At 69.0% G+C, this 26598-nt stretch carries 28 protein-coding genes and 10 pseudogenes; 17 read left to right on the forward strand and 21 right to left on the reverse strand.

Annotated elements, in window-relative coordinates:
• Window positions 1-107: 107 nt before the first annotated feature.
• Window positions 108-209: pseudogene (locus ABZY44_RS24965) on the reverse strand (IS5/IS1182 family transposase); the annotation flags it as partial.
• 189 nt (window positions 210-398) lie between these two features.
• Here ABZY44_RS24965 and ABZY44_RS24970 point away from each other — a divergent pair.
• A complete protein-coding gene (locus ABZY44_RS24970) occupies window positions 399-932 on the forward strand; it encodes a hypothetical protein (RefSeq protein WP_356657450.1) in 534 nt (177 codons plus the stop codon).
• 321 nt (window positions 933-1253) lie between these two features.
• Here ABZY44_RS24970 and ABZY44_RS24975 read toward each other — a convergent pair.
• Window positions 1254-1337: pseudogene (locus ABZY44_RS24975) on the reverse strand (hypothetical protein); the annotation flags it as partial.
• Between the two features lie 194 nt (window positions 1338-1531).
• A pseudogene (locus tag ABZY44_RS24980) lies at window positions 1532-1669 on the reverse strand (LuxR C-terminal-related transcriptional regulator); the annotation flags it as partial.
• 222 nt (window positions 1670-1891) lie between these two features.
• On the opposite strand from ABZY44_RS24980, the gene ABZY44_RS24985 reads away from it, so the two are divergent.
• Window positions 1892-2521: a hypothetical protein gene (locus tag ABZY44_RS24985; protein WP_356657452.1), complete on the forward strand. Its 630-nt coding sequence runs from the start codon at window positions 1892-1894 to the stop codon at window positions 2519-2521.
• A gap of 166 nt (window positions 2522-2687) precedes the next feature.
• On the forward strand, window positions 2688-2972 hold the full coding sequence (locus ABZY44_RS24990) for a hypothetical protein (RefSeq protein ID WP_356657454.1): 285 nt from the start codon (window positions 2688-2690) through the stop codon (window positions 2970-2972).
• Between the two features lie 125 nt (window positions 2973-3097).
• Here the strand turns inward: ABZY44_RS24990 and ABZY44_RS24995 are convergent, their stop codons facing one another.
• Both ABZY44_RS24995 and ABZY44_RS25000 read right to left on the reverse strand, forming a co-directional pair.
• On the reverse strand, window positions 3098-3412 hold the full coding sequence (locus tag ABZY44_RS24995) for an STAS domain-containing protein (protein WP_356657456.1): 315 nt from the start codon (window positions 3410-3412) through the stop codon (window positions 3098-3100).
• Between the two features lie 103 nt (window positions 3413-3515).
• Window positions 3516-3797, reverse strand: a complete 282-nt coding sequence (locus ABZY44_RS25000; RefSeq protein WP_356657458.1) for a hypothetical protein — start codon at window positions 3795-3797, stop codon at window positions 3516-3518.
• 602 nt (window positions 3798-4399) lie between these two features.
• On the opposite strand from ABZY44_RS25000, the gene ABZY44_RS25005 reads away from it, so the two are divergent.
• Window positions 4400-4732 carry an STAS domain-containing protein gene (locus ABZY44_RS25005; protein WP_356657460.1) on the forward strand — a complete coding sequence of 111 codons (333 nt, stop codon included), beginning with the start codon at window positions 4400-4402 and terminating at the stop codon, window positions 4730-4732.
• Window positions 4733-5043: 311 nt separating this feature from the next.
• On the opposite strand, the pseudogene ABZY44_RS25010 reads toward ABZY44_RS25005, so the two are convergent.
• From ABZY44_RS25010 to ABZY44_RS25020, 3 genes and pseudogenes are all read right to left on the reverse strand, one after another.
• Window positions 5044-5439, reverse strand: a pseudogene (locus ABZY44_RS25010) (dTDP-4-dehydrorhamnose reductase); the annotation flags it as partial.
• Window positions 5440-5728: 289 nt separating this feature from the next.
• Entirely contained in the window at window positions 5729-6265 is a 537-nt protein-coding gene (locus tag ABZY44_RS25015) for a DUF4142 domain-containing protein (protein WP_356657462.1), read from the reverse strand.
• 567 nt (window positions 6266-6832) lie between these two features.
• Window positions 6833-7258, reverse strand: a complete 426-nt coding sequence (locus ABZY44_RS25020) for an STAS domain-containing protein (protein ID WP_356657464.1) — start codon at window positions 7256-7258, stop codon at window positions 6833-6835.
• A 195-nt stretch (window positions 7259-7453) separates the two neighbouring features.
• Between ABZY44_RS25020 and ABZY44_RS25025 the strand changes: the two genes are divergently transcribed.
• Complete coding sequence (locus tag ABZY44_RS25025) at window positions 7454-7744, forward strand: hypothetical protein (protein WP_356657541.1); 291 nt, start codon at window positions 7454-7456, stop codon at window positions 7742-7744.
• Here ABZY44_RS25025 and ABZY44_RS25030 read toward each other — a convergent pair.
• Window positions 7710-8123, reverse strand: a complete 414-nt coding sequence (locus ABZY44_RS25030) for an SDR family NAD(P)-dependent oxidoreductase (RefSeq protein WP_356657466.1) — start codon at window positions 8121-8123, stop codon at window positions 7710-7712. The two genes, ABZY44_RS25025 and ABZY44_RS25030, sit on opposite strands and share 35 nt — an antisense overlap.
• Before the next feature lie 149 nt (window positions 8124-8272).
• Between ABZY44_RS25030 and ABZY44_RS25035 the strand changes: the two genes are divergently transcribed.
• Window positions 8273-8698 (forward strand): DUF1360 domain-containing protein, encoded by a 426-nt coding sequence (locus ABZY44_RS25035; protein WP_356657468.1) that lies wholly within the window; start codon window positions 8273-8275, stop codon window positions 8696-8698.
• A 101-nt stretch (window positions 8699-8799) separates the two neighbouring features.
• Here ABZY44_RS25035 and ABZY44_RS25040 read toward each other — a convergent pair.
• Window positions 8800-9261: pseudogene (locus ABZY44_RS25040) on the reverse strand (PP2C family protein-serine/threonine phosphatase); the annotation flags it as partial.
• 66 nt (window positions 9262-9327) lie between these two features.
• Here ABZY44_RS25040 and ABZY44_RS25045 point away from each other — a divergent pair.
• Window positions 9328-9618: pseudogene (locus ABZY44_RS25045) on the forward strand (transposase); the annotation flags it as partial.
• Between the two features lie 108 nt (window positions 9619-9726).
• Window positions 9727-10649, forward strand: a pseudogene (locus ABZY44_RS25050) (ISAzo13 family transposase); the annotation flags it as partial.
• A gap of 17 nt (window positions 10650-10666) precedes the next feature.
• Here ABZY44_RS25050 and ABZY44_RS25055 read toward each other — a convergent pair.
• A complete protein-coding gene (locus ABZY44_RS25055) occupies window positions 10667-11995 on the reverse strand; it encodes an IS4 family transposase (protein ID WP_356657470.1) in 1329 nt (442 codons plus the stop codon).
• Window positions 11996-12107: 112 nt separating this feature from the next.
• On the opposite strand from ABZY44_RS25055, the pseudogene ABZY44_RS25060 reads away from it, so the two are divergent.
• From ABZY44_RS25060 to ABZY44_RS25070, 3 genes and pseudogenes are all read left to right on the forward strand, one after another.
• Window positions 12108-12512 (forward strand): annotated as a pseudogene (locus tag ABZY44_RS25060) (ISAzo13 family transposase); the annotation flags it as partial.
• Window positions 12513-12653: 141 nt separating this feature from the next.
• Window positions 12654-12845, forward strand: a complete 192-nt coding sequence (locus ABZY44_RS25065; RefSeq protein WP_356657472.1) for a hypothetical protein — start codon at window positions 12654-12656, stop codon at window positions 12843-12845.
• Window positions 12846-12852: 7 nt separating this feature from the next.
• Window positions 12853-13758, forward strand: a pseudogene (locus tag ABZY44_RS25070) (IS3 family transposase); the annotation flags it as partial.
• Window positions 13759-14009: 251 nt separating this feature from the next.
• Here the strand turns inward: ABZY44_RS25070 and rfbC are convergent.
• Window positions 14010-14384, reverse strand: a pseudogene (gene rfbC, locus ABZY44_RS25075) (dTDP-4-dehydrorhamnose 3,5-epimerase); the annotation flags it as partial.
• Between rfbC and ABZY44_RS25080 the strand changes: the two are divergent.
• Both ABZY44_RS25080 and ABZY44_RS25085 read left to right on the forward strand, forming a co-directional pair.
• Window positions 14374-14652 (forward strand): hypothetical protein, encoded by a 279-nt coding sequence (locus ABZY44_RS25080; protein ID WP_356657543.1) that lies wholly within the window; start codon window positions 14374-14376, stop codon window positions 14650-14652. The pseudogene rfbC and the gene ABZY44_RS25080 sit on opposite strands and share 11 nt — an antisense overlap.
• A 355-nt stretch (window positions 14653-15007) precedes the next feature.
• Window positions 15008-15856 (forward strand): hypothetical protein, encoded by an 849-nt coding sequence (locus ABZY44_RS25085; protein WP_356657539.1) that lies wholly within the window; start codon window positions 15008-15010, stop codon window positions 15854-15856.
• Here the strand turns inward: ABZY44_RS25085 and ABZY44_RS25090 are convergent.
• The 3 genes from ABZY44_RS25090 to ABZY44_RS25100 all read right to left on the reverse strand — a co-directional run bounded on the left by ABZY44_RS25090 (window position 15853) and on the right by ABZY44_RS25100 (window position 17425).
• Window positions 15853-16140, reverse strand: coding sequence for a hypothetical protein (locus ABZY44_RS25090; RefSeq protein WP_356657473.1), 288 nt, complete (start codon window positions 16138-16140; stop codon window positions 15853-15855). The two genes, ABZY44_RS25085 and ABZY44_RS25090, sit on opposite strands and share 4 nt — an antisense overlap.
• A 224-nt stretch (window positions 16141-16364) precedes the next feature.
• Window positions 16365-17234: a hypothetical protein gene (locus ABZY44_RS25095; RefSeq protein WP_356657475.1), complete on the reverse strand. Its 870-nt coding sequence runs from the start codon at window positions 17232-17234 to the stop codon at window positions 16365-16367.
• Complete coding sequence (locus ABZY44_RS25100) at window positions 17198-17425, reverse strand: hypothetical protein (RefSeq protein WP_356657477.1); 228 nt, start codon at window positions 17423-17425, stop codon at window positions 17198-17200. The genes ABZY44_RS25095 and ABZY44_RS25100 overlap by 37 nt, the downstream gene beginning before the upstream one ends.
• A gap of 305 nt (window positions 17426-17730) precedes the next feature.
• On the opposite strand from ABZY44_RS25100, the gene ABZY44_RS25105 reads away from it, so the two are divergent.
• Complete coding sequence (locus ABZY44_RS25105) at window positions 17731-18069, forward strand: hypothetical protein (RefSeq protein WP_356657479.1); 339 nt, start codon at window positions 17731-17733, stop codon at window positions 18067-18069.
• Window positions 18070-18479: 410 nt separating this feature from the next.
• Here ABZY44_RS25105 and ABZY44_RS25110 read toward each other — a convergent pair whose 3' ends face one another.
• On the reverse strand, window positions 18480-19226 hold the full coding sequence (locus tag ABZY44_RS25110) for a DUF1524 domain-containing protein (protein WP_356657481.1): 747 nt from the start codon (window positions 19224-19226) through the stop codon (window positions 18480-18482).
• A gap of 210 nt (window positions 19227-19436) precedes the next feature.
• On the opposite strand from ABZY44_RS25110, the gene ABZY44_RS25115 reads away from it, so the two are divergent.
• Both ABZY44_RS25115 and ABZY44_RS25120 read left to right on the forward strand, forming a co-directional pair.
• The gene (locus ABZY44_RS25115; RefSeq protein WP_356657483.1) at window positions 19437-19877 is read left to right on the forward strand and encodes a hypothetical protein; all 441 of its coding nucleotides are present in this window, start codon (window positions 19437-19439) and stop codon (window positions 19875-19877) included.
• A 245-nt stretch (window positions 19878-20122) separates the two neighbouring features.
• Window positions 20123-20332, forward strand: a complete 210-nt coding sequence (locus ABZY44_RS25120) for a hypothetical protein (protein WP_356657485.1) — start codon at window positions 20123-20125, stop codon at window positions 20330-20332.
• Between the two features lie 109 nt (window positions 20333-20441).
• Here ABZY44_RS25120 and ABZY44_RS25125 read toward each other — a convergent pair whose 3' ends face one another.
• Window positions 20442-20807 carry a hypothetical protein gene (locus tag ABZY44_RS25125; protein WP_356657487.1) on the reverse strand — a complete coding sequence of 122 codons (366 nt, stop codon included), beginning with the start codon at window positions 20805-20807 and terminating at the stop codon, window positions 20442-20444.
• Window positions 20808-21150: 343 nt separating this feature from the next.
• Window positions 21151-21705, reverse strand: coding sequence for a hypothetical protein (locus tag ABZY44_RS25130; RefSeq protein ID WP_356657489.1), 555 nt, complete (start codon window positions 21703-21705; stop codon window positions 21151-21153).
• 145 nt (window positions 21706-21850) lie between these two features.
• Between ABZY44_RS25130 and ABZY44_RS25135 the strand changes: the two genes are divergently transcribed.
• Window positions 21851-22882, forward strand: a complete 1032-nt coding sequence (locus tag ABZY44_RS25135; RefSeq protein ID WP_356657491.1) for an ATP-dependent DNA ligase — start codon at window positions 21851-21853, stop codon at window positions 22880-22882.
• A gap of 180 nt (window positions 22883-23062) precedes the next feature.
• Here ABZY44_RS25135 and ABZY44_RS25140 read toward each other — a convergent pair whose 3' ends face one another.
• From ABZY44_RS25140 to ABZY44_RS25150, 3 genes are all read right to left on the reverse strand, one after another.
• Window positions 23063-23221, reverse strand: a complete 159-nt coding sequence (locus ABZY44_RS25140) for a hypothetical protein (protein WP_356657493.1) — start codon at window positions 23219-23221, stop codon at window positions 23063-23065.
• Window positions 23222-23805: 584 nt separating this feature from the next.
• A complete protein-coding gene (locus ABZY44_RS25145) occupies window positions 23806-23961 on the reverse strand; it encodes a hypothetical protein (protein ID WP_356657495.1) in 156 nt (51 codons plus the stop codon).
• A gap of 632 nt (window positions 23962-24593) precedes the next feature.
• On the reverse strand, window positions 24594-26519 hold the full coding sequence (locus ABZY44_RS25150; RefSeq protein WP_356657497.1) for a pentapeptide repeat-containing protein: 1926 nt from the start codon (window positions 26517-26519) through the stop codon (window positions 24594-24596).
• Window positions 26520-26598: the final 79 nt, after the last annotated feature.

Below are 26598 nucleotides of genomic sequence, written 5' to 3' on the forward strand. Positions count from 1 at the left end.
AGACGACAACACCAGGCCCGCACCAGCCACTACAAACGACGCGGACACACACCACCCGAAGCTGCCAACCTGTCAGACCAAAGACCGTTGCAGTATTAGAAGTCATCTCAATTGGCGAGTCTGCGGTAGCAGATGAGGGTGCAGGCGATGCTGGTGAAGGCGGGGAAGTGGTCGGCCTTGCGTTCGTAGCGGCGGTGGAGGCGGCGGCAGGCCACCACGGGCAAGACCGGAAACACCGTCCTGCAGCTGACCAACGTCCACGGTGACGTGGCCCTGGAGCTGCCTCTGGACGGAGTCCCTCGCACACACTGATCGCGCGGACCACCGTGCGACATCGCACCAAATCGGCTGACCCGGCCCGTCCAGGCCGGGTCAGCCGCCTCGTTTACCATCCAAGGGTGGAGGACCACATGGAGGGAAGCGACCTTGAGCGCCGCTACGGGCAGCTTCTTGCGCAGTGGCTGGAGCGTGTCGAGTGCGAGCTGGGTCTCCAGGTCGCCGAAGGGCCGCCGGCCGACTGGATCCGGGACGTCTACCGCGACCACGGGGAGCTGCCTGCGGATCGGTTCGCGCAGATCGCTTTCGAGCGGAAGCTCCGTTTCGTCCTGGAGGCGTTCCCGGAGGTGGCCGCGGCCTCCGCGCGGGACACGGGCCTCCGCGTCGACATTCGGCCGGATGTGACTCATCCTTCGACCGACTTTCCCGCGGGGATCGTCATTGTGGCCGAGTTGGCGATCCAGTCGTTCGATCCCGCCGGGGTACGCGCGGAAGTGGCCGACGCCGTCCAGACGTACCTCGCCGACCGCTACGGACGGCTGTGGCCGCTCTGCCAGGAACACGACAGGGGCATGCACGCCGTCACGTACGAAAGCGAAGCGCTCTGGTGGTGCAGAGCGCAAGACCATCCGGGCGGCCGGGTCCCCCTCGGGTAGCCCTGGCACGCGAATCAGCGGCTTGGCTGCCCCAGCGGACACCAGCCTGCTCGGGCGCGACCCCGAGGGGAGCCAGGGCCTGAAACACCGTAGACCGCAGGTTCGTGGCCTCGGCGGCCTCGTGTTGGTGCCGCCCGATGTGGACAGCTCTTCCCCGTACGCGTCCGCGTCGTGCTGCTTGGTGCTCACGCTGTGCCTCCCTCGTCTTCCTGGGTGCGGTTGATGACGCCCATCACGCCCACCGCATCCCGACCTTGGATTGGACAGCTGCTCCACCCGCTCCGGCGTCAACGACGTCGACCGGCGGCGCTGGTTGTCGACCCACGTCCCGAGCTTCAGCGGTACGTCCCGCTGCGCCTGGCCGTCGCGGCCGAGGGTGAGGGTCTCGACGTGCTTGCGGGGCACCGTGAGGTGGCCCTCGCGGGCGAAGTACTGGGCTGTTCCGGCGGCTCGTGCGGGATTGCGAGAGCAGGCCGAAGTAGTGACCGGCGGAATTTGGTGTCGACCATCTTCCCTGCCAGGGCGATGGGCGGCCTCAGGGTGCGTGCGTTCAGCCTTTGCGCGGGGGGCTGAGGTTTGGTGGGTTTTGGTGCCCGAGGTCAGTGGGGGAGTGGTGGGATCAGGTTGGCTTCGTACGCGCAGATGGCGGCTTCCACTCGGTTGCGTACGCCCAGTTTCGCGAGGACCGCGCTGACGTGTGCCTTAACAGTCCCCTCGACCAAATGGAGCCGGCTTGCGGGTGCCCGTCCGGAGGGGAGGCCGACGGCAGTTACGGGGAAGGTTGAAATTCCAGCCGACTCGGACGGGCCCAGGATCTCGATCAGCAGCGACCCCGACCATCCCCAGAGGGCGCAGAGGTTCGCCCATGTGCCTGTCTCCTGTGGCCGTCGACGCCGATCGCTCCGAGGCTGGCGGCGGTGCCCTGCGCCCGCAGGGACATGTGTTTTGGGAGGATTCGAATGTCTGAGCGCAACACGGTCATGCGTAGTCTGCATGACATCGGCATGGCGGCTTGGTTCGGTGGCTCCCTGATGGGAGCGGTCGCGCTGAACAGGGCGGTGGGCAACGCCGTGAAGGAGCCAGTTCTCGTCTCACGGATCGTCAGTGCCGGCTGGGCCGCCTGGACTCCGGTGAACGCCGCTGCGATCGGCGCCCACCTGGTGGGCGGGGCGGGCCTTCTGGGCGCCGACAGCGCCCGGGTGGCCTACCAGAAGGGCGTCGGTGCCTCCACCATCGCCAAGACGGTCCTCACCGGAGCCGCGCTCGCCGCCACCGCCTACAGCCGCATGCTCGGCAAGAAGGTGGAACTTGCCTCCTCGCCGGACTCCGAGGACCAAGAGGTGGCAGCCGACAACCCCGTGGAACTGGACCAGGCGCAGCGCCACCTCGCGATGCTGCAATGGGCCGTACCGGCTCTGACGGCCGGAATCCTGGTCCTCAACGCCCTGCACGGAGAGCAGCAGCGCCCCGAGCAGCAGAGGGCGGGCATGCTGCGCCGGGCTGCTTCGCCCCTGGCCATGGCAGGCGGAACCGGTATGGCCGCCGTACGCCGTGCCTGCCAGCACGGTCCGACGACGGGCCGCTGCTGAACTCACCGGCCAGCTCCGGGGGTGTGCCGGGCCAGCGCTTCGCCCTACCCAGCACCCCAACTTCGCGGGTGACCGACAGCTGACTGCCACCCGCCAGCCGGTGGATGCCCGGTCGCCGTCCGAATCCGAATCCACATCCGACATCATTCATGCGAGGAGAGACGCCATGCCCCGAGCTGCCACGACCAAGGTGACGCAACCCGTCACGGACGACAGCATCAAGGTCCGCCAACTCAGCCACTACCAGTTCAGCTGGGTCGCCGGCGAGCCCGGTGCCCGAGGCACCCTCACTCTGCAACTTGTACTGGACGAAGGCGCCTGGGAAGAGGTGCTGACCGTCGACACTGACGACGCCGACGTCCTCCAGGACCTCCTGCGCAACACACCGACCGTGCACTACGACGTCGGCCGCCGCACCCTGATGTTCGGCGTCACCGCCGTCGGCAGCTGAACGAGCAACGCCACCTCGGTGCCGGCAGGCGCGGCCCCGCCGAGAGCATGATCCGGCGATCTGCGACGGGGGCGAACTGCGGGTGGATCAAGCAGTCCCGCCCCCGCAGCCAACACCCGGCCTCGCTAGACGCCGGACAGCCATCTGGCACCGAAATCCGAGAGGTCGCGTGCGCACTGCGCCCGCTCCTCGAGCAGTCGGCGAAAGCCCGTCAGCGCGTACCGCTCGCCGGTGGCCGAGCCGCGCCCGCGGATGCCGGCGACGTCGGCCATGAGCTGATGGGGCTGGGGCTGCCAGCCGACGACCAGGACGCGCAAGCCCAGGCTCTCCACCCGCCGGTGCAGGGCCAGGAGGTGGAGCAGACCGTCGGCGTCCATGGACATCGCGCCGTGCAGATCGACCATGAGGTCCCGCTCGCCGGCGGTGACATCGTCCAGCACCCGTTGGAGCGCCGCTCCCTCTGCCGGTACGGGGCGGAGTGGACCGCGACCAAGCTCCGCTGGGCGCACAGCGCCAAGCGGACGGCGGCTTCTTTGGTGAGTATCAGGGCTTGACGACGGCGGCCCACCCGAGGGTGCAGACGAGGGCGGGGGCGGTGCAGGACGTCTCGTAGATGTCGCCCGAAGTGGTCAGGACCTTTACGTAGACGCGGTCGCCCGCGAGTTTGACGGCGACGCTGCAGGTGTTGCGCGGGTATCCAGGGGTGATAGGACGGGTCAGATCGCGCCAGGTGATCGTGCCGGTCAATGAGGGGCGGTAGCCGACGAAGGTCCTACCGCGGGTGAGTGCCGCGCTGTATTCGCTGCCGGGCGCGAGCCCGGCCACGACCGCGATGTCGATGCAGGGTCCGGCGGGGCCCGCAGGGCCGCGGACTCCCTGGGGGCCTCTCGGGCCCGGGTCCCACGCTGCTCCGCGCACTTCAAAGCCCGGGCCTCGTCGCAGTTCGTGCTTACGACGGCATCCGTGGTCGGCGCGGCGACAGCCGGCGCCGCGATCGATGCCAGCGTGAGTGCCAGGGGGACGGCGGCGACACCCCTTCGTCGCACCGCCTTGAGTACTACGTTCACTTACCGCTCCTCGGTCGTCGTACGGAACGAAAGGAGCATCGCCGCCCGTGGGTTCCGTGGACGCGTGACGGGCTGACAGTCAGCGGGTCGTGTGAACCACAGCGTCTGAACAGCCCCGCCCCACTGGCGTGCCTACGGACACTGTGCAGTGCACTACTCACGAACGACTGACAAGCAGCTGGCAACCGAGGTCCTTCCCGTGCCGTTTGACCCCCGGCTCGAGCGGGCCGAACCTCGCACCCCCGCCCGCCGAGCGGTGTGGGCCATCACGGTCCAACGGGGCGGGCTTGTTCGGCTGGCAGGGGGTAGGGCAAGGTAAAAAACCAAGCATGGTCCGGGGCACCGGTAGGAGGAAGCGGAATGGAACGGCAGCAGGTGGCGGTGCGGCCGGACGTGGACGGTGTCCGGGTGATCGAGTGCGCGGGAGAGTTCGACCAAGACACCCTGCACCCCCTCAAGACCGCCGCCATCGAGGCTGCCGCAGACACGCATGTTCGCCGGATCGTCCTGGACGTCAGCGGGGTCGCCTTCGCGGACTCCTCCATGCTCAACCTGATGCTCCTGCTTCTGCGCTCCGGGCGCCTCGTACTAGCCGGCCCGGTGCCTGCACAACTGGACCGGCTGATGGAGATCACGCAGTCGCGCTCGCTGTTCACGACCGCCGACGGGGTCGAGGCGGCCCGCGCCCTGTAACCAACCGGGCGATGGCCCTATGGCCTCTGTACGACCACCGTGCCCGTCCTCCAGACGCTCCGCTGGGAAGAGATCGGCGACCAGGACCTGGACGACGCCGGGGAGGATCAAAGCGGACGACTGCCTGCGGGACTGGGACGGGCACACCGTCACCCCGGCCAACCAGCCCGCCCAGTGAGCCGCCCGCGCTGCCTGATCTGCACCAGCATGCGGCGCTCACTCTGGTACGCCGCGGGTTCGCCTTGTCCCGCGCCTGCGTGAACAGCGGAGCGGTCAGGTCCTCACAACGGACCTGGCGCTGGTTCATGGGGCTACAGGCTGGGCTGGTACCCAGTGCGGTGCAGGAACTGCCGGGCACCGCGCAGTGTGGTGTGCAGAGTCCGCTGGGTTGCCCGGCTGTCGAGGCGCACGTCGAGTGCGCCGGGAAGGGTGCTGTCGGCCCGCAGGCCCGTGGGCAGTCGGGAGGCATCAACACCGTCCCGCTCGGCGATGAGCACGCCAAGCTCGTGACGGCTCACAGCGTCGGGGTCTGCGAGGTGGTGGACGCCGGCTGTGTCGGTGGCCGCCAGCTCCAGGAGGGCGGCGGCCAGGTCGGTGACGTGAACGGGGCAACGGATGTCGTCGGTGAACAGGACGCCGTCGCGCGTGCCATCGGCGAGTTCGTGCCCCACCTTCTCGTGTACAGACCGCCCGTAACCGATGACCAGAGGTGCCCCTCTTGGCCGTGCGCGTTTACAGGCCCCTACGCAACCCGCCTGCGGCTTCGCGTACGCCTTCGGAGCGGGGATTCTGCGGAGGGCGCCGAGCACCATCATGACCGCTCTGGCTTTCGTCGCCGGTGAGGAGTTCCAAGCGGGACTCGGAGACGCCACCGCCCGGCCGCCAGAGCCTGGACCAAGATCCGCCGCCGGGACACCAGCCAGTCGGCCCATCCGTAGCGCGATGTGAGCACCTGGGCTACGTCGCGTACGGGCGAACGGGGAGCGGCATCGGGCTCTACACGGGGTGGCAGGTTCCGCCGCGGACCATGTCGAGGTGCATGGCTACCACGGGGCGGGCCTTCTCGGCGGACTGGGTGACGGCGGGGTCGGTGCCGGCGCGGATCTGCGTGTCGATCAATGCGAGGGTCTTGGTGTGGGCGGCTTCCTGATCGGCGAGCCAAGCCTGGTCATAGCCGGCCGACCCGGCCTTGTCCTGGACCGCCTTCAGCTTTTGCTGCTGCTCTGCCGTAGGCGTCGTCGGAAGCGTCATCTCGCTCTGCGCGGCGAGTGCCTTCAGATCGGTGTCGAGCTTCTGGTGATCGGTGACCAGCTTGGCACCGACGTCCTTGACGCACGAGGTCGTGGCGTTCGTCCTGGCATCGCTGCCGGCAGCGATTTCCGCCAGATTGCCCTGGTGGGCGGACCGGACGTATGTGCTGTCCTGGTAGCCAGAGGGGCCGGCGGCCATCGCTGCCGGCCCGCAGACCCCGCTCGCCGCAGCTACCAAAGCCGCAATGATCAGCAGACGACTGGGCATGGTGCTCATCTCCATCCACGCGGTCTGGGCTCGAAAGGAGCCACTCGTGTCACCGCGTTCTGCACGGCGCCTACCCGATCCGCGCCCGCCAAACGAGGGTGCCTCGCCGCAGCCAGGGAGACATAGCGAGGACCGCCGTGGCGGCCCGGAGATTCTCGCCCGAGCGCAGAGGCGAGCTCGGCGGTGACGGTGACCGCGAGACTGGCAGCGTGGTCGCCGCCGGTCACGCGCGGTGAGTCCTTCGCGACCGAGATGGACTCGGCCGCCTGGTTGGGCCGGGCCGCTGCTCGAGGTGGTATCCCGGGTCACCCTCTCGTGCGACCCGGCTCCGATTCGGTTCGCCGGCGTCCGCGCCGCCTTGTCCGAGATCGCCTCGACCACCAGGCCGCCCCAGTGCAGAGCGGCGGCTGCGTCCGTTCCCGGCCCCGCTGCACCCAGGCTTGGTGAGGGTGGCTTTGTCACCGAGCCAGCAACGAGTGTCTTCTCGACGATGTCGGCACGCTTTCAGCCCACCGGGCCGCCGGAGCCCCGGCCTGACAGACAGGACGCTCCATGCTGGGCTGCGGGCCCACCGCTGTCGCGTCAGGCGTGGGGCAGCCAGCCGTCGGTGAAGTCTGCACTGTCCCGTGCGCGTTGGGCGCGGGTTTGGAGGAGTCGGCGGAAGCTGGCCAGTGCGTAGCGTTCCCCGGTGGCCGAGCGGGGCCCGGGGATGCCGGCCACTGTGGCCATGAGCTGTTGGGGCTGAGGCTGCCAGCCGATGACCAGGACCCTCAGGCGCATGTGTTCTGCGCGCCGGTGCAGGTTCAGGAGGTGGAGCAGCCCGTCGGCGTCCATGACGGCGACGCCGTGCAGGTCCACCAGGAAGTCCCTCTCGTCCATGGTCACGTGCTCCAGCGCGCGCTGGAGTACCTCGCCGGCATCCTCATCGAGGTCCCCGGCGGCGCTGACCAGGACCTGGCTGCCACAGTGCTGAACGTTCACGTTGATCAATTGCTTTGCTCCCGTCACCCGAAGGCTCCCAGCCCACGGTCCTCTCATCCTGGCGCGGCACGTCTTGGGCCGGGTGCGAGGCGCGCTGAAACGCTGGCGGCCGCGGGCCGGATCGGGTTGCACGAGAGGACGGGCAGGAGTGCCACCGGGAACCCTGGGGCGGCTCGGACGCCACCGCCCACCACGTCCCCGCGAGGAAGCCCAGACGGCCGCGTGCCGCGTAGCACCCGAGACGGAGTGCAGGCGTGGGCTGGGCCGGGCTGGACGGCTGTGGTGTGCGATCGGCGTGCGTTTGGCGACGAGCGGGCTCGCCCAGCGGGGAGCACGTCCCGCCCGAGTACGCGGGCCGGCTGTTCGCCGCAGGAAGCCGCAGCGCCCGAAACCGAGCTCCAGCGGGTCGCTGCCGAAGACCTTCAAGATGCCTATCTCAAGGACAGCGGCCACCCCGCCGACGAGCTTCTCGTCGAGTTCACCGACATCGACTACCTCGACCTCGGCTACTGATCGACAGCGATCCCGGCCACAGTAAATCCGGCTGTTGAGCGGAGGCACGAGTAGGCACGAGTAGGCACGAGTACGCCGTGAGCAGCGGCGCGGGCACGGCTTCCACGGCCACGGCGAGCGCGTCCGCGTCCCTCACGTCGACCGTCCAGGAGGCGGCCGGGCCGGGCAGCTCCGCCGCCAGCCGGCCGAGCCGCTCTCCCTCCAGCCCCAGGAGAGCAACCCGGGAACCTCGCTCCGTCAAGGCGTATGCCACGCCTTCGCCCAGCCCGCGGGCGGCGGCGGTGACCACCGCGACGCGGCCTTCCAAGACGCGTGCCTCGCTCCGGTACCGCCGGGAGTGGATTGCCAGACGCCTGCCTTTCTCTACACGCCGAGGCATCTGAGGACGCGTTGTCCTGGTTCGGACCGGGTATGCGCCCCAGCATCCGAAGGGTTCGCTTGCACAGCCCTTACATCGTGCGGGCGGAGGGAGACGGTTCGATGGGCGCACTGCGAGGTCTGCGGTCCCACAGCGGGCACTTGTGCACGATGGCCGTGTTCGCCGGCTACACGGCCGGCTGGGCCCTGCTGCGCCGGCGGACGGGACGTCCTTGGCCCGCCCCCTCAGATCCCTGGGAGCTTGTGCTCACCGCAACTGCGGCCTTCCGCCTCAGCCGCCTCATCGGCAAGGCCACCGTGACGCGCCCCTTGCGTGCCCCGTTCACTCGGGTGGACCGCGTCGGCGCACCGGCAGAATTCAACGAGACCCCGCGCGAAGAACCGGGCCGCAAAACGATGGGCGAGTTGATCAGTTGTCCGTTCTGCCTCAGCGTGTGGGCCGTGGCCACCTTCGCCGGCTCCCGAGCCGTCTGGCCAAGGGCCACGCGCACGGCAGCCGAAGCCCTGACCGCTCTGACCATTTCCGATGCCCTGCAGTTCGGGTATTCCGAACTGTCACAACGCGCAGAGCGTTGATGTGACCGGGGCGGCGCCGAGCGCGCCCCTCGCCGCCCTCCACTTCCGGTCGCGGTCCTCCTGCTGACGTGGCACCGGCACTACCGCCGTGGGCCGCCCGGTCATGTGCGTGCCAGCGGGCCGAGGAATTCCGCCAGGGGCGGCATTTCGTGCCCATGCCATTCGCAGAACAGGACGGTGGCATCGTCGCCGAGCTGTCCGTCGTGATGGTCCATCACTGCGCGGACCAGTCGGCGCAAGGTCTCGGGGACGGGGAAACCGTCGGCCTGGTGGCGGATGACGAACTGCAGGAAGCTGTCGAGGCCGAACTCGCGCCCTGAGCTGTCACGGGCTTCGATGATTCCGTCGGTGTAGAAGACGATCCGATCGCCGGGTTCGAGCTGCTCACGGTGGATCTCTGCGGGCAGGCCGAGATCCGTTCCCAGGGGATGGGTCGGCCGGCGTTCCAGAGCGGTGATCCAGCGTCCCGCCCTGATCAGGATGGGCGGGGGGTGACCACAGTTGATCCAGGACAGAAGGCCGCTTCGAAGGTCGAGGTCGGCCAGGACCGCCGTCGCGTAGCGGGGCCTTGACCCCGGATCCTGAACACACGAGACACTGGATCCTGAGGATCTGAGAACGGACATCTCGTGGTCATGAAGAACTACCCGCCAGAGTTCAAGGCGGACGCGGTCGCGCTGTATGAGTCGCGGCCGGGAGCGACGATCAGGTCGGTCGCCGCCGATCTGGGGGTCAATCCGGAGACTCTGCGGAACTGGGTACGGGCGGCCGGGGCGAGTCGGCCGCGGGGACGCCGTGCCGAGGGGCCGGCCGAGGCGGCCGCGCCGCTGGAGGTGGAGAACGCCGCACTGCGGAAGAAGATCCGGGAGCTGGAGGAAGAACGCGAGATCCTTCGGAAAGCGGCGAAGTATTTCGCCGGGGAGACGCGCTGGTGCGGAGCCGTAAGGGAACTATTGCTTGATCTGGGCAAGTTGCCTGGATTCTTGTGGTAGTTGCGTTGTATGGCGATTCCGGATGAAGTCCTGCTGATGTTGGATGTGAAGTTCGCGGCGGTGTTACCGCATCTGGACGAGCGGCAGCGCCGTTTGTATCTGGCGTCCGAGGCCGAGGCGCTGGGCCATGGAGGGACCGGGGCCGTGGCCAGGCTGGCGGAGGTCTCGGAGTCGACCATCGCGCGAGGGCGTGAGGAACTGGCGGGTGGAGCGAAGTCGCTGGGGCGGGTGCGCCGACCCGGCGGCGGACGGAAGTCTGCGGCGGAGCGTGATCCTGGGCTGGTGGCGGCTCTCGAGTTGCTGATCGAGCCTCGGGTGGTGGGTGATCCGGTATCGCCGTTGCGCTGGACCACTGCCTCGCTTCGGGATCTGTCACGGGAGCTCGGTGATGCGGGACATCCGGTCAGCGCCCCGGTGGTCGGCGGGCTGCTGCGGGCGATGGGCTTCAGTCTGCAGGGCATGGCCAAGACCCGGGCCGGCAGCCAGGTGCCCGACCGGGACGCCCAGTTCCGTCACATCAACACCGCCGCCGAACGCTTCCTGGGGAAGGGCTGCCGGTGGTCAGCGTGGACGCGAAGCAGAAGGAGCCGATCGGTGACTTCGCCAGACCCGGCCGCACCTACCGCCCCAAAGGCGAGCCGATCAGCGCCCCTGACCACGATTTCATCCGCCCCGATACCCCGCTCGCCATCCCATACGGCATTTACGATCTGGGGCGCGACAGCGGCTGGGTGAACGTGGGAACCGACCGGAACACTGCTGCCTTCGCGGTGGAATCCCTGCGCCGCTGGTGGAAGGCCCAGGGGCGCCTCGACTATCCCGGAGCGGACCGTCTGCTGGTGACCGCCGACTCCGGCGGGGCCAACTCAGCCGACTCCCGCCTGTTCAAGATGGGCCTGGCCCGCCTCGCTGACGAGTACGGTCTGGCCATCACCGTCATGCATTTTCCACCGGGTACTCAATGCCGTTGCTTAACTCAGTGAACTATCGCGGGGTGCAGTGTGATGACCTTGGGTGTGGCCCGCCGTGTTGGTTGCCGGTCCCGGGTGTTGATCCGGTAGGAGAGCTTGGAGGAGTACTTCGAGTCCGGTCGTTTGAGGTGCCGGTCCGCCTCGCGCAGGCGCCTGGCGCCGTTGTCGAGCTTCCGGTGCACCTTCGCGGCCAGGACCGCCAGGAACTTCTTGATCTTCTTGGGCGTATCCGCGCACTGGCGGACCACGCTGCGGCGTGTGTGCTTGAGGACCTTAACGAACGAGACCCGGTCCGGATCGATGCCGTTGTCGTCGGCCAGACACATGATGACCCGCGTGAGGCAGTGGTGCACGGCCAGGTGCGCCCAGACCTCCTGCCGCACCAGATCCGGATCCCCCGAACGCAGGACCTCAGCAGGCCCGCGCTGGAAGGTCTTGATCTGCCGGAACGCCGACTCCGCCTCCCAGCGCTCGTGGTAAAGGGCCGCCAGTTCCGCGGCGGGGTAGGCCTCGACATCCGTCAGGTCGGTCAGCAGCCTGATCACCTCGCCGCCGTCGACCTGGTACTCAATCACCCGCACGGTCACTCCGCCCGGATGCGATGCTCGTTGGCCGGCCAGGCTCATCCGACCCAGGTAGGTCCCGTCGGGCAGATGCTCGATCGGCCGGTGCGCCACCGGCGAGCGAGCCCGGATCAGCAGATGGGCCCCGGCTCCAAGATAGGCCTTCCATAACTCGGCCCCGGGGAAGCCCCGGTCCATGATGACGAGCATCTTGCTCGCCGAGGCCGATAGAGTGATCGCCAACTCCCTCTCACCACCGTTGAATCCGCCCACCGCTGCGTCGATCTGGGCATGCGTGCCGCACTCGGTCAACGTCACCACCCGCACCTGTGGAAACCCCGCCGCCTGGCCGTTCTTGACCGGCCCACCGAACGCGGGCCGGTTGGCCGGTGTGTCCGGTGCGTCCAGCACGAACCCGTCCACCGCGGCCAGCCGCATCCCGCGGTAAAAGGCGTCCTCCAGGCCGACAGGGGCCAACGGGCCCGCCAGCTCGCGGAACACGGTCTCCAGGACCAGCGGTCCCAGGCGCCTGCGCGCTCGCGTGAACGAGGACTTGTTCGGGATGCTCCCACTCAACTCCGGAATGCTGCCTACCAGTTGCTCCGCCACATCGTCATAGGAGTCCTGCTGGAACAGCGCCAGAGCCAGGGTGAAATAGACCATGAACCCGGCTGGCAGCGCGCCGGGCTTCTTGTCCCGGATCCCGCACTTCTCCAGCACTTCGGCGACCAGTTCCGGAGTTACCCACTGGGTCACCACACCCAGTCGCACATGATCAGAAAACCCCACCCACGGATGCATGCCAGGCCCAACGACCGCGCTCCTCCAGTGTCACTGCGAACTGCTTGACGAGTTCAAGCAACGGCATTGACCGGGTACTTCAAAATGGAACAAAGTGGAACACCGGTTGTTCTCCCGGATCACCCACAGCCTGCGCGGGCAGCCTCTGACCAGCTACAACGTACTGCTGGAGACCATCTCGGCCACCCGCACCAGCACCGGTCTGACCGTCACGGCCGCACTGGACGAGAACGCTTACCCCACCGGCCGTGTCCTCTCCCGGGCCGAACGCAAGAGCGCCGACCGGCGGGTCGGACGCGATGACTTCCACGGCGAATGGAACTACACCATCGCCCCACAGACCCCTGACCAGATTCTTTCGGAAGGCCCCTACGACGAGTCGGGACCGCCGATCCCGGCCGAGGCCACCTTTCTCCTCGCCCACCCTGTTCTGACTGGCCTGACGCGCGAGAAATTCGACGAGCTCGTCCTCCGGCTCGAACCGTGACGCCAAGTCCTTGCAGAAGCACAACGCCAAAGGGAGGGGCGAGATCGGCGAGGCCGTAATCCCGGCTTCGGCATCCTCGACCACCGACACCGCATCCTGGTCGCCCTGCTCAGAAGCCGCAACACCGTCACCCTGACCCTGATGGGCAAGATCCTCGGCTACGACCGCAACACCCTGAGCTACCACGCCAAGACGAGCAGGCCACTGCTGGCCTTCGCCGGAAACGATCTCACTCCCACCCTCACCTCACGAACGCACCCGCCCCGCACGCTTGAAGCCCTGAAGCACGTGATCGAACACCACGACAACAACATCAACTCAGGCAGTAGTTGAATTACGGCTCCTGAACCGCTTCCAGTTCGTCGCCGACCACCAGCGCCGTCACGGCGTGAAGCGGCTTTGCGACATCCTGGGCATTGCCCGTTCCAGCTTCTACTACTGGCGCCGCACTGCTGCGGACCGGGCAGGCCGACAAGCGGCCGATGCCCGCCTCGCCGACCGGATACGGGCCGTGCACCGCGAATCGGACGGCACCTACGGAGCCCCGCGGATCACCGCCGAGCTCCGTGAGGACAGCGGTGAGGCGGTCAACCACAAGCGTGTCGCCAGGATCATGCGGGCGTCCGGAATCCAAGGGCTCCGCCTGCGCCGCCGGCACCGCACCACCGTCCCCGACCCGGCGGCGGCCAAGGCACCGGACCTGATCGGCCGCGACTTCACCGCCGAACGCCCGAACACGAAGTACGTCGGCGACATCACCTACCTGCCCATCGAGGGCGGGAAGTTCTGCTACCTCGCGACCGTGATCGACCTTGCCTCACGTCGTCTGGCCGGGTGGGCGATTGCCGACCACATGCGCGCGGACCTCGTCACCGACGCCCTGGCGGCAGCGGTCCGAATCCGCGGCAGCCTTGCCGGATCCATCATGCACACCGACCACGGAGCCCAGTACACGAGCAGGGTGTTCGCCGAAGCTTGCAGGTCAGCAGGGGTGAGACGGAGCATGAGCGCGGTCGGGTCCAGTGCGGACAACGCCCTCGCGGAGTCCTTCAACGCGACCTTCAAACGCGAAACGCTCCAGGGCCGAAAGAGCTGGCCCAACGAGCGCCAGGCCCGACTCGACGCCTTCCGATGGCTCAATCGCTACAACACCCGACGCCGGCACTCCCACCTCGGACACCGCAGCCCCATCACCTACGAAGCCGCACTCGAAGCACCACCAACTACGCTGGCATCAGCCGCATAACCCGTGTTCAGGATTCGGGGTCAAGGCCCGAGGTGGGTGACGGGTCACATGGGCATGCCAACACCAGCAGGTCGAACGGCATGAATGAGCGCCCAAACCGTTGCACAGTCGTGCCGGCACCAGTGTGCAGGGACCCGATTTCACACCGGCGGTTGACAGCGGATGTCGCTGCCTTTCATTCAATTGGCCCACGGGCCTGCATTCGGGTTGCTCGTCCGTTCCTTCTGGGCGTCCGAGGCTGAACGACAGGATCAGCTGCTCTCCGCCGGGCATGCGTCGTATGACGGCAGAGTCCCCCTCGCCACCACCTCCCCCCACGACGGCGCGGCCGCGTCCCTGGCGGAGAGCAGCGGTGCGTCGGCCGGCCATTCGATGCCCAAGTCCGGATCGAGCGGATGGACCGCGTGCTCGCCGGCCGGCCGGTACGTCGTCGAGCACAGGTACGTCAGGATCGCGTCGTCGGTGAGCGCGCAGAAGCCATGACCCAGCCCCTCCGAGAGATAGACCGCCCGACGCTCGACGTCGTCCAGAGGGATGCCCGCCCAACGGCCGAAGGTGGGCGAGCCGACCCGCAGGTCTACCACCGCGTCCAACACCGCACCGCGCACGCAGGTGATGTACTTCGCGGCCGCGGAGCGCACGGCGTGCGACGACCGCCACCCCGTCCCAGAGACCCCGGACCCGGACGGCCCGGCCATCGGTCCCGTGCTCCTGGACCGCCCGCCCGTCCAGGTGCCGGCCATCTGTGCCCACCCGGCCGGATGGGGCGTGATCGTCTCCCACACCGTCACCTGGCCCGGCAAGCCGCCCCGTACGTCCTTCACCGCGCTGCGTATGACCGGCGACGCCGGGGCCTGGTGGGTCGAGCAGCTGACGTTGCCGACACCGACCTGACGCAGGCCGCCGACCCCTCCCTGACAGCTCTGTCCCGGGAGACCAGGTGACCCGCGGCCTCCCCCGATGCAGGACCCTGGCCATCCCGCTCGCGGCGGTGGTCACCACCCTGGCCGCCACGTCCGGCGCGGCGTACGCCGATGCCGGCCGTCCGTGTGCGAGACGGCCGGGCGGTGGCGCGGTGCGGGGGAGCGGCCGGGCCGCAGGGGCTAGCCTCGGCGGCCGGACGACCAGGACAGGTAGGTGCGCCGTGCCCAGTTCCGCAGTTCCCGAACCCCCGCGTACGAACCGTACGGGCCGTACCCGCCGCAGGGCCGGCTCCGTCCTGGTGCTGTTGGCGCTGTGTGCGATCGGGCTGGCCCCGGCCGGTACGGCAGCCGCCTCCGACCCGGGGTCCGGGGGCGCGGGCGGCCCGCTGTACGTCTCCGACTACGGCAACGACCGGGTGCTGCGGGTGGCGCGGCGCGGCGGGCAGGACGTGGTCCCCGCCGTGGGGCTGGTCCGGCCCACGGGCATGGTGGTCGACGCCGCGGGCGATCTCTACGTGGCGGACACCGGGAACAACCGGGTCGTACGGATCCCGGCGGACGGCGGCCCCCAGGTCACCGTCGCGACGGAGGGGCTCTCCCGCCCCCTCGGGCTGGCACTGGACGCCGAGGGCGATCTGTACATCGCCGACAGCTTCAACGACCGGGTCGTCGAGGTACCCGCGGACGGCAGTGGGCAGCGCACCGTACCCACCGTGGGACTCCTCCACCCCTGGGGCCTCGCGTTCGACTCCGCGGGTTCCCTCTACGTCACCGACTTCGTGAACGACCGCGTCGTCACCCTCCCCGCCGGAGGCGGCGCGCAGCGCACCCTTCCCTTCACGGGTCTCTCCCAGCCGGCCGGCATCGTCCTCGACCCGGCGGGCAACCTCTACGTCTCCGACACCGGCAACAACCGTGTGGTGAGGCTGGCGGCCAACGGCTCCGGCCAGAGCACGGTCCCGGCGGCCGGGCTCAACGACCCGCTGGGCCTGGCCCTCGACGGGAGGGGCCGCCTCTACGTCGCGGACGCCTTCAACAACCGGGTGGTCCGCCTCTCCCCCGACGGCAGCGGCCAGACGACCCTCCCCGTCACGGGCCTGAACACCCCCACGGGCCTGGCGATCCCGCCCACCCGCACCCTCCCGGCGGGCACCCATCGCGAGGGACGGTCTTAGGAACCCTGCGCCTCCGCGCCGGCCGCCGGGTGGACCAGTGCCGCACGCAGCTCGCGGGTCAGGGAGTCGGCCCGGGCGGCCAGGTCCGGGTCGACGATCGTCACCCTGCCGAAACTGCCCTTGTCGCCCCACAGACACGTGGTGTTGCGGTAGCCGTCAGCGGCGGTGACCTCCACGCACTCCAGCCAGCCTCCGGCCGGCCCCGCCTCCGGCTTCCAGGTCCTGACCGTCGCACCGACGCTCTCGGCGCCGGCTCGCGCGGCATCCGCGAACGAGGTCGGCATGCGCGGGGACATCTCGTGCCAGTCACCCGTTATTCCGTAGATGCCGATGCGCCCCTCATTGGCCGTCGGGCGCCGTACACCTCGGTGAAGGCCTTGAAGTCCCCCGGGACCGCGACGGCGGCCTCCGCCAACATCTGGTTGAGCGGCGAGTTCCACACGCGCTTCATGCCCTGGAACGAGTCAGGGCTGACGACCTCATACCGCGGATACGCGGTGTGCTTCGCCTACGACCACACCCCGGGCCCCACCAGGCTGCTCAGCACCACCGCCGCCCCGGCCAGGCCGAATGCCAACTCGCGGGACGAATACGGCGGTACGGGCGCCAGCTCGGGCAGCGGCGCTTCCTGCGGCACCGGATGTGCGGCAGCGGCCGGCTCGCCCCGGCGCCGGGCGCCGCGCAGCACCCTGCCGAGCCAGAAGGGCAGCGCTCCGTAGGCAGCGATCCCGGCCCACCACACCCATTGCGGGAGCCCCAGGCCGACCACGGCGACGAGCACCGCGCCGAGCAGGACGCCGCGCACGAGGCCCGACATGAGCGGCTGGCGGACGAGCGGCAGCAGGAGCACCCGACCGGGCCGGTCCAGCACTTCGAGGGCCTCGGCGAGCATGGCGCGGCGCGCGTCGTCCGGCCGCTGCGCGGCATCCACCCGCGCCTGGTCGGCGGCGGGGCGCACACCGCGGCCGGCCGCCAGTGCCTGGCGCAGGTCGTACAGCTGCGTCCGGGCGATGCGCGGCGGCCTCGCGGCCTTGTCGCGGGCCGCCGTCAGCCATGGCGCACCCTGCACCTGGGCCACGCGCAGGGCCTCGGGCGAGTCGGGAGCCAGTTCGGCCACCCGCGCAGCGAGGGCGGGGCCCCGGTTCTTGCGTGCCGGGCGGTCCTGGAAGTCGCTGCGCAGGCAGAGTTCCGCGTACCCGGCGAGCAGCCCCAGGTGGTCGGGGAACACCTCGAGAGCGTCCCGGTAGACCTCTTCGGCGCGGTCGTCCTCGTCGTCGTCGTCCTCGGCCGCGTGCGCGAGCGCGAGGAGCAGTGACAGCTCGGCGTCGGGCCCGTACGCCTTCAGTCCCGTTCGGGCCGCCTGCCGGGCCCGCCCCACCGCCGCGCGGTGAGCAGCTCCCGGCCCTCGGCGCGGGCACCTTCGGCACCTCCGCCCGCCGCGTCGTTCGCGTCCGCGACTTCCTGCCCGGTGCCTTCGGCTGTCTCAGTGGCGTGCGATGTCTGGTCACCGGCCGGGTGTGCGCCGTCAATGTCCTCATTGACCTGGTTGTTTTCATTCGTGCCGTGCATCGCTACTGCGTCCCGCCCCTTGGTTGTGCGACCGGGCCCCTTCCCGGCCGCGCAACTATCGCGTGCAAATTGGAGTCCGTCAATCCATCGGGCGGGCCCGGGGAGAGGCGCCGTGGCCCGCTGAACGTATTCGCGATCGGTGACGGAGGAGTGGAAGAACGAGCGGGCCATGCCCGCGATTCTCTTCCTTCCGGCCTCGCTCCGGCACCTCCTTACCCAGCCGGGGATGACGCAGCACGCCGACCAACGCATCCGGCCAAACAAAGACCGGCATACCCCTCCGAAACCATGGAAAGAGTCTGCCCATGCCCATCGGTCCTGGCTACGACGACTCCGAGTACGACGACTACGACCCCGCCTGGAGTGAGCAGAGCACCTCATTCCGGCGATGGCTGATCGACAAGCTCACCAACGCCGGCAGCAGCTGCGCCCTCGACATCGCCTCCAGCTTCGCTCCCGCCAACCGCTACAACGGCCTGAGCGCCGTCGACATGGACAACCTCGCGCTGCTCACCGGTACCTCTTACCACGACGTCCGGGCCGCGCACAGGGACGACCTCGCCGAATGGGCGGGTGAGCAACAGCTCATGGACCACCCGGACCTGGCGGTCCTCGACGCCGACCGCATCCGGCACCGCTCCTGACCGGAATCCTTCGGCACTGCGGGGCCCGCGCCCTACGCTGTGCGAACCGATCAAGGGGGGAATCCTGATGGGAAAGCCGCTCTCCTCGCCGGAGCCTGCCCGCTTCGTCGCCCATGACGAGATGTGGGACTTTGCCCAGTTCGACGCCCTCCAGGACGACGAAGCGGGCACCGGCCGAGGCGGTGATGGACGAACTCGTCCGCCGAGGCCGGCGGCACGTCGTACCCGTTCCGGTCCGTATCCACTTCACGCCGCATTCGCCCAACGACCTGGCCTAGCCCGTTGGCAGCAGCCGTTCCGGCCGCCCGCTTTCTCGACAGCCCGTCTTCCCTTTCGGTAGGCGGGCCGCCGTCATCCGGCGGCAGCGTGGTGCTGGGACGCCGGATCCTGCCTCCTTGGAACAAGGAGTTCTACAGGGCGGTCTCGTAGGCGACGGTCGTGGTGGGGCAGTCCTCGGCGAGCCCGAGCAGGGCCTGTACCTCGGCGTCGTCGGCAGCCAGGACCCATCGGAGCTTCGTCCCCACCCATGTCGCGGCGTAGGTGCAGTGGTAAGAGCCGTCGGAGGGCAGCCATTCCGCCGGGTCCTTGTCGCTCTTGGACCTGTTGGAGGCCGCGGAGACCGCGATCAGGGTGTCCGGGCTGTTCTGGTCGTTCGCGTACGCCTCACGCCGAGCAGCGCTCCATGGCGTCTGTTCCGAGTCGAATACCTCCGCCAACGGGACGAAATGATCTACGTCGAGCCGACCGGCGTCGGTGACGATCAGGTTGGCGTAGGGGCTGCGCCAGGATCCGCCCGTCAGTTTGCAACCGGCCGCGACCTGCGGCGCCTCCACGGCCTCGGAGAGGATGACTTCCCGTCGGGTGTCGCATCCGTCGGAGGCGATCAGGCCCTTGTTCCAGTGCTTGTACAGGTCCCGCTTGTAGCCCTCGCGGTGCTCGGTCGCGATCGGGAGCTGGTCGATCGCCTCAAACAACGGCAGCGGCGCCCTGACCCCTGCAGCGGCCGGTGCCCCGGCGGCGCTCTGGACGGGAATGTACGCGGTGGGAGGTCTCCTTCGCGGGCAGCGTGTTGGCGGCGGCCGGGGAGTGGAGGCAAGGAAGGGAAGGGCGGCGAGGGCGAGCGCGGGCAGGCCGCGGCGCAGCAGATTGTTGATCATGCTCCGGGTTGTAGCTGGGCTACGGCCTGCTTGGAAGGGGGTGTCTGGGCAACTCACCCGGCCGGGTGGCCGGATTCACCGAAGAAACGAGCCTGCGGCGTCGAAGAAGACGGCGAGCCACGAACCGCGAAGCGTCTGACGGGTCAACGCCCCTCGCGGCAGCCGACGTCGGGGGTCCCCGGGGCACGGGCAGGGCTCTACGATGCGCGGGTGCCCTCGTACGCGAAAGACCCCCGCTGCATCGCCATGGCCAATGCCCTGGTGCCGTTGCTGAGCCGGTCGTGCCCGGATAATGCCGGCGGGTACGGCGGCTCGTACCAGGTCAACCTGGGCGATGAGGAACCCGTCGGGCTGGGCGGCGTGGAGCTGATCCGGGCGGCGATGCGCAAGGCGGCCCGCCAGCTGAAGTGGAAGGCCACCACCATCGGGATGATCGGCACCCCGCACGGGGCGATGGTCGTCGTCTCGGACACCCGCACCCGCGAGGTGCCCGAGGAGCATAGGGCTGCGGTCGAGAAGGCGATGAACGAGAAGATGCGGGCCGCGCTGCACAAGGTCTGGCGCGAGCCCGGCCCGGTGCCCGTACAGCATGGATCGGTCCCCCTGATGACGCAGGAGTTCCGCGCCGCCGTCGCCCAGGACGCCGGCTGAACCCCGGCGTGTTCGGCACGGACGGCGCCCGGAGCTCGCTGGACGCCCGTGGCCTTGAACGCCCCCACAGTGCACCGCGTGAGGGCGTCTCGCGTTGATCTGATCCACCCCCGGCAGGACCAGCTAACCCGATGGGAGCGCGTCCTGGTGACTGCGCGTGGCGTTCGATTGATCCTGCGTATTGGCGGGAATGCCGGGGCGGCGAAACGGTTCACTACAGTGCCGCCCGCCGAGAGGAACCAGCTGTGAGCACCCCCACCCCACGCCCCGGGGTCGCGACCTGGGCACCGTCCCAGGCCGGACCCTGCACCCGCTGCCATCTTCTCTGCACCGACAGCGAGATCGAGGCCGTCATCGAAGCGCCGGCCGAAGGCCTCATCACGTTCCGACAAGTCCTCACCCAGGTGCTCGGCTACGGACGTGCGGACGCCGTAGCCACGCGTGTAGGCATCTGATCGGCCTCTCCTTGAGGCTCGGAAGCGCCCTGCCCAACGAGCCAGAGATGATGCAGTTGACACCCCAGCATCTCGCGGCTGGCCGGCCGCGCAGCCAGACACTTGACCTTCACCACCCGCCTGCGCTTTCTATTTGTATCGCCAGCCACACGAGCGGTGCCGCTGCCAGAACGATCAGCACCAGACAGCACGGTACCTGGGACGGCCCCTTGAGTGGCTCGGCTGCTACCCGCGGGGCCACTCGGCGCACGTCGTCGGCGTGATACCACATCTTGCCGGCATAGCCCGTAGTGGTCATCCAGCTCTCCGTACGGGTCCGCACCCCATGGGCCAGCGCATTCACATACACCGAGCCAGTACCGACGCCCGGCCACAAGGTGCTCACCTGGCGCTCCGTCAGCCAGCCGTCCCCCTCGTCCGCCATAATCCGCCCTTCCCCCAGCAGCCGGTGACACGACATCATGAACTGTCCCATAGCCAGGCGTAGTTCGCCCCCCCATCGTTCCCCGGGGTTCCGGCGCGGCGATATCCGCTTCCTGGGCCCCGATCGCCTGGCGCGAGCGGGTTGGCCCTCGTCATCGAGAACGGGCGGTCAAGGTCCGACCGCCGCCCTACCCCCGAATCGCGGCGCCGGGGTGTGAGCACCGTCAGTGCAGTCAACAAGCCACCGGGCACAGGGGCCGGTCTGGCTGGGTGCCCAGGTGACGAGCTGCGGCCTGCTGGTGGGGGCGGGGGAGGTCATGGCGCTGCTCCTCGGTGCGGGGATCCCGCTATTCCATCATGTGTTCGATTTTCTGAGCGCGGGGGCGCACCGCAGGTCAGCGGTAGGTCTGGTGACACAGTGAGGCGATGGCGGGGCTGGTGATGCCGTGGGCCGCGCGACACAGCTCCCTCATGTCCCCGCTTCCCGCTCCCGTTCCGGGCGCCGGTCGGGCCGGGCGGTGCGGCGTTTGGGCAGAGTGGTTCGGCCGCGCCTTCGCCTTGGCTTTGGGCTTGCCTGCGGGGCGCGGGGCCCGCTTCGGTGCGATGGCCCGGTTGGGCCGTACGGGTCCTGGTCCGGCCGTCCGGCGGGGCGTGGGCAGGGTGTGCCGGGCCTGGCCGGTGCTTGCGTGGTCCGCTGCGGTGGGGCCGGGTCCGTGGTCTTGCGCGGGGGCGGCACCGGCCGGGGCGGCGGGCGCAGGGGCGGGCAGGGGGGAGAGCGGCAGTGCCGTCCCGGTCACGGGCCGGGCGGGCAGGGGGCCTGCGGGGTGCTTGTGATCGGCCGCCGCTGGGGCGCGGGTGTCGGGATGAGGGAGCGGGGTGGGGTGGATGGTGACGCATCCGGGGGCCGTGAGGAGGGCGGCGAGGAGCAGGGGGAGGGTCCAGCGGCGCATGCCGCCACCGTGCCGCACGCAGGCGGCCCCGCTGGCCAGGCGGCCCCGCCCCCACCTCGGATGGATGACGCCCTGGACGCCTTCCGGACCGGCCGGTCCGGCCCGGCGGACCCTTGGAAGGGAGGACGACAAGGGAGGCTCCAGGATGACCTTGAGACCGCCGGTGGAGCCGATGTTGGCGCAGGCCGCCGAGGTGATGCCGCCCGTGCGTCCGCTCGCTTCGGGGGTGGCGTATGAGCAGAAGTTCGACGGGTACCGGGCGCTGGTGTTCACTGCGGCTGGGCCGGGTGGGCGGGTGCTGCTCCAGACCCGCCGCGGCGCTCTGGTCCAGGGCGCGTTCCCCGATCTCGTCGCGGCTGCCGAGGCGCAGCTCCCCGCCGGCCTGGTCCTCGATGGCGAACTGCTCGTGTGGGACAGCGAGGCTGGCGCCCTGTCGTTCGAGGGGTTGCAGCGTCGGGCCGCCGTCCGCGCCCGCAGCGCTCCCGCGCTGGCCGCGAAGCTGCCGGCGTTCTTCGTGGTGTTCGACGTTTTGCAGATCGACGGCCGCGAGCTGCTGCACCTGCCGTATGTGGAGCGCCGCGCCCGCTTGGAGGCCCTGTTCGCCGAACACGCCCTGACGGCCCCATGGACCCTGTGTCCCATGACCACGGACCCGGCCAAAGCCCGCGAATGGCTGGAGTCGTGGACCGGCGTGTCCGGCGTCGAAGGCATCGTGGTCAAGCCCCAGACCAGCCACTACATGCCGGGCCACAGAGGGTCGTGGACCAAGGTCAGACGACGGGATACCACCGAGGCGATCATCGGCGCCATCACCGGCACCCTCACCCGCCCGCAGCTCCTCGTCCTCGGCCGCCACGACCCAGACGGCCGGCTGCGCGCGGTCGGCCGCACCGTCCCGCTGCGCACGGAGGCGGCCCACCTGGTCGCCGAGCACCTGACGGCCGCTGACCCCGGACACCCCTGGGAAGGCGTCACGTTCGCCGCAACCTGGGGCTCCCGTGATGTCCTAGACGTGCGCCTGGTCCGCCCCGACCTGGTGGCCGAGATCAGCGCCGACCGCTCCATCGACCGAGGCGGCGTGTGGCGCCACCCGCTGCGCTTCAAGCGGCTGCGCCTGGACGTGGGGGTGGAGGATGTCCCGGTGTTCGGGCAGGGCCCGGACGCCGCAGCCGGCTGACCGAATTTGGGCGCGGTCGGCAGGGTTGCGGGGCTAGCTGAGCAGTCGTCCAGTTCCAGCAGGTCGGCGCGACGCATCTCGGCCAGCAGGGCGGCATGCAGCCGGGTGCTGACCCACCGCATGGACCAGATCCGCGACCAGGGCGGCACCGGTTCTCCTCGCCGCGCACCTGGCCCGCCTTCAGGCCGACGCCTCCTGGAAGGACGGCCCGTCCTTCACCACGGTCGGGCGGCTCGTGGACGCGACGCTGCACGCCCTGACGACATCGCCCTCGGCTTCGGCCGCGCCCGCGTCCCGGGTCCGGGTCTCCCCGGCGGCTGCCCGTTGCCGCTCCACCACGGCGCCCGCCGCCGCGGCCCTGGACAGCCGGCCCCGACGGAAGCCGGCCGTCCCCGCCCACCGGCAGCAGGCCGCACCGGCCAGGGGCGCGGGGCGTACGCGGCTCCCACACCCGGGCGCAGTGGGCGCGGTGCCCGCTTCCGGGTGTGGACGGATCGCGTACGGGCGCGGGCGGGCCGGTGGGTGCCCACCGGCCGGGACCGGATTGGAGTGGAGGGGATGCTGATTGCCGTCCCCATCCAGGTGCTGGGCTGGTGAAGTCGGCCTGGAGCAGCCGGCCTATGTCCTGACCGCCCTGAGTGGGTTCGTCGCCCTGGCCACCATCTACCGGACCCTGGTCTACCGGCGGCCGGACACCGGCCCTCTCCGGCGGGACCGCTGGTGCGGCCCTCGGAAGAAGTACCAGCGCCACGCGGCCCGCGAGGCGGGTACCAGGTGCGGGTCTGAGACGGCGGGCGGCGGCGCGTGGCGGGTCCGCGCGGCCGGGAGAACCTGCGGCCGAGTACTCACACCATCACGAACGGCCGAATCCTCACACCGGTCACGGCTGACCAGGACATCTCATCAAGATCCTGTTACGAGCTCTAAAGATGCTGTCGCAGCGCCAAAGCGATCATGGCCCACTGTGAGGCATTCTCCCGCGAGGAGCCACCGGTGTGGATATAGGTGCCGTCGTGCCCGATGAGCGACTTATGCAGTTCCTGCATTGCTGCCTTGTACATTTCTTCCCAAGTCACCATGTCGCCTCTCTACAGGTGTGCGTACGTGCATGACCCAGACCATGCGACCCGACATGGAGATCTTCCTTCTTCGCAGATCCCGATTGTGATCCATGAGATGGCAGCCCGCACGTTGGGGAGTGTGGGCATTCACGTTTTCCCCATCTCGGGTGGTTTAAGGTTGTCGCCCGTGTGGCCAGGCCTCGGCTCTGCCAGTCGTTGCGGACCACTTCGTGATCCCCGCGCGGTGTCGCCTGCTCCAGCCGCCCCGGCCGGTCGAGCACGGCTTTCGGCACGGGTCAGACGCCGTTGCCGGTCATGCCTCCCAGGTCGTCACTCCGATTGGTCTCGGAGTTCGGCCCACCTCTAGCACCAATACCAGTTGGGGTGGCCGCCTTGAGCATATGCCTCTGAGAGGTATCGCTTTCCGCGATCGCACTCCCATATCTCCCGTGAGCGGCAGGTCTCTTCGGAGGGCTCCGGGAAGGTTCTGGCACAGTCATCCGGATAGTGGTATGTTCCGACACGTTTGCTCATGACGACTCGCCCCGGAGCAGCCGAGCTGCCGGACGCCGGGGCACGGGAGCAAGCAATGGGTCCTCGGCACTGGCCAGCCCTACACCGAATCGGCAGTCCTCCGAGGTTTTCTGCGGTCAGCGTTTGACGCGGTTGCGGACTGCGAGGACCGCGAGACCCAGTAGGACGGGTTCGGTCAGGCGAGACGCCATCTCGATGTAGGTACCGGCGGTGGTCAGGTCCTGTCCGGAGGAGCGGAATACCACCGAGTTGAGCGTGACGTCGAACGCCTTCTCGAAGCGCTTCCCGGTGAACCTGGCACCCTTTGGGTTCTGCGGATCAGCCTTGTCGATCTTGAATGTGACGCTGCCGCCGCCGGCCGGGATGGTCCCGGTCGCTTGCTGCTTCGGGGAGTCCTGGGCTATCCCGCACCACATCAGCAGCAACACAGTGGCGCTCATGGTGAGGGCGAGCCAGCACAAGGCACGCGAGGCACGCAGCCCGTACCCGGACAGGGCCCAGTAGCCGTGCAGCAGTCCGCGTTCCGTACGGGTCGTTCCCTTACGGTCGTGGCGGCGCATCTCCATCTCGCCGTAGTAGAAGTCCGCCGCTCCCGGCTCGTTTTTGCTGTCCTCGAACGACTTGCGCAACGCCCGATACACGGGTGCCAGCTGGGGCGGTCCTGCCCGCCCGGCACCAAGGACAGCCGAATTCCAGCCGGGCAAGGCCCCGGGCTGGCTTGCGCGCCAGTAATGCTCTTCGGCGAGTGTGCGGCGCTCGGCGAGCCTCAGCCGCCACCGGCCCCGAGGGGGAACCCTGGCGAAAGAGCAGGCGCCTTCCAACCGGAGGAGATCCAAATGCACGGCTCCGGTGAACAAGCACTCCGACAGATCGACGTCGGCGAGGACCAGATGGGTGACGTCCACGCCCCGCAGCGACCCCACCCTCACATGGTCATCAGGCGTCCTGGAGAACATTCGCTCCACCATTGGCTGTCCGCCGAGGAGAGTGAAGGGGTAGGCCTCAGCGGCGATCGTCACGGCGTACTCAAAGACAGCGTGGGAGAAATCCAGCGTGGCGTACCGCAGACGCAGCTCGGCCGTCGACGACCAACGCGTTCGCCGACATTCCACACGGTGTGCAGCAACCGAAAGGACGACCGGCCCTGCGAAGTCCGCCCCCGACAACTGCACCAGCCCCGAACACATCAGAGGCCCAAAGGTACTCGCTCGTTCAAAGACTGCTTGCCCGAAACGGGCATTTGTCCCAAACGATGCCTGCTCGAAATCACAATCCTCTCGGAAGGTCGCCGAGCGGAAGTCTGCGTCATCTGTGAAAGTTGTCGATCGGTACTCGGCGGTGCCGGTGAAGTTCGCGGACCAGAAGGCGGCGCGACGGGTGAAGGTCGCACCTCCGAACCTGGCGTCACTGTTGAAGGTCGACGATGCGAAGTGGGCGTTACCGGTGAAGGTCGTCGACCCGAACTGAGCGTTGCTGGTGAAGGTCGCCGAGCTGAACCAGGAGTCACCTGTGAAGGTAGCCGACTCGAAGTCGGCGTTTCCAGTGAAGGTCGCCGACTGGAACCTGGCGTCGCCGGTGAAAGTCGCCGACTGGAACCCGGCGCCACGGGTAAAGGTCGCCGACTGGAAATCGGCGTCACGGATAAAGGTCGCCGACCGGAACACCGTCTGGCCAGTGAAGGTCGCAGATCCGAAGTCGGCGTCACCGAGGAACGTAGCCGACATGAACCCGGCAAAATCGGTGAAGGTCGCCGACTGGAACCACGCGTCACCGGTGAAGGTCGCCGACCCGAACCACGCGTCACCGGTGAAGGCAGCTGACGCGAACCAGGCACGACCGATTTTCGGGTGGTTGGTGGCGGGGTCTCGGAGGGCGTTGAGGAGATATGTGAGTAGAGACGGAGTGAAAGTGGTGCCCCGGTGATCGATGTCGTCGCCGTGTGTCAGGTCGGCCAGGTAGCTGTCACGGTCGGTGGACGCCAGGTGTGCGAGGCATGCGGTGTGCCCGGGAACGTGAATCCCGCGGCACCCGATCGGGTCCACTGGTGTGGCGCCGTGAGCACAGTGCGGCCAATGGGGCGAGGCAGGCGGTGTCGGCATACCCGAAGGGACGATAGGGGGG

It is taken from the genome of Streptomyces sp. NPDC006544 (assembly GCF_040611715.1).
Classification (GTDB): domain Bacteria; phylum Actinomycetota; class Actinomycetes; order Streptomycetales; family Streptomycetaceae; genus Streptomyces.

Coding starts and splice junctions, on each gene's coding strand:
- ABZY44_RS24985 (WP_356657452.1), top strand. CDS start 1,892: ATGTCTGAGCGCAACACGGTCATGCGTAGTCTGCATGACATCGGCATG.
- ABZY44_RS24990 (WP_356657454.1), top strand. CDS start 2,688: ATGCCCCGAGCTGCCACGACCAAGGTGACGCAACCCGTCACGGACGAC.
- ABZY44_RS25005 (WP_356657460.1), top strand. CDS start 4,400: ATGGAACGGCAGCAGGTGGCGGTGCGGCCGGACGTGGACGGTGTCCGG.
- ABZY44_RS25015 (WP_356657462.1), bottom strand. CDS start 6,265: ATGGAGATGAGCACCATGCCCAGTCGTCTGCTGATCATTGCGGCTTTG.
- ABZY44_RS25030 (WP_356657466.1), bottom strand. CDS start 8,123: ATGCCTCGGCGTGTAGAGAAAGGCAGGCGTCTGGCAATCCACTCCCGG.
- ABZY44_RS25035 (WP_356657468.1), top strand. CDS start 8,273: ATGGCCGTGTTCGCCGGCTACACGGCCGGCTGGGCCCTGCTGCGCCGG.
- ABZY44_RS25065 (WP_356657472.1), top strand. CDS start 12,654: ATGGGCAAGATCCTCGGCTACGACCGCAACACCCTGAGCTACCACGCC.
- ABZY44_RS25080 (WP_356657543.1), top strand. CDS start 14,374: ATGTACTTCGCGGCCGCGGAGCGCACGGCGTGCGACGACCGCCACCCC.
- ABZY44_RS25090 (WP_356657473.1), bottom strand. CDS start 16,140: ATGCCGACCTCGTTCGCGGATGCCGCGCGAGCCGGCGCCGAGAGCGTC.
- ABZY44_RS25100 (WP_356657477.1), bottom strand. CDS start 17,425: ATGCACGGCACGAATGAAAACAACCAGGTCAATGAGGACATTGACGGC.
- ABZY44_RS25105 (WP_356657479.1), top strand. CDS start 17,731: ATGCCCATCGGTCCTGGCTACGACGACTCCGAGTACGACGACTACGAC.
- ABZY44_RS25110 (WP_356657481.1), bottom strand. CDS start 19,226: ATGATCAACAATCTGCTGCGCCGCGGCCTGCCCGCGCTCGCCCTCGCC.
- ABZY44_RS25125 (WP_356657487.1), bottom strand. CDS start 20,807: ATGGGACAGTTCATGATGTCGTGTCACCGGCTGCTGGGGGAAGGGCGG.
- ABZY44_RS25130 (WP_356657489.1), bottom strand. CDS start 21,705: ATGCGCCGCTGGACCCTCCCCCTGCTCCTCGCCGCCCTCCTCACGGCC.
- ABZY44_RS25135 (WP_356657491.1), top strand. CDS start 21,851: ATGACCTTGAGACCGCCGGTGGAGCCGATGTTGGCGCAGGCCGCCGAG.
- ABZY44_RS25145 (WP_356657495.1), bottom strand. CDS start 23,961: ATGGTGACTTGGGAAGAAATGTACAAGGCAGCAATGCAGGAACTGCAT.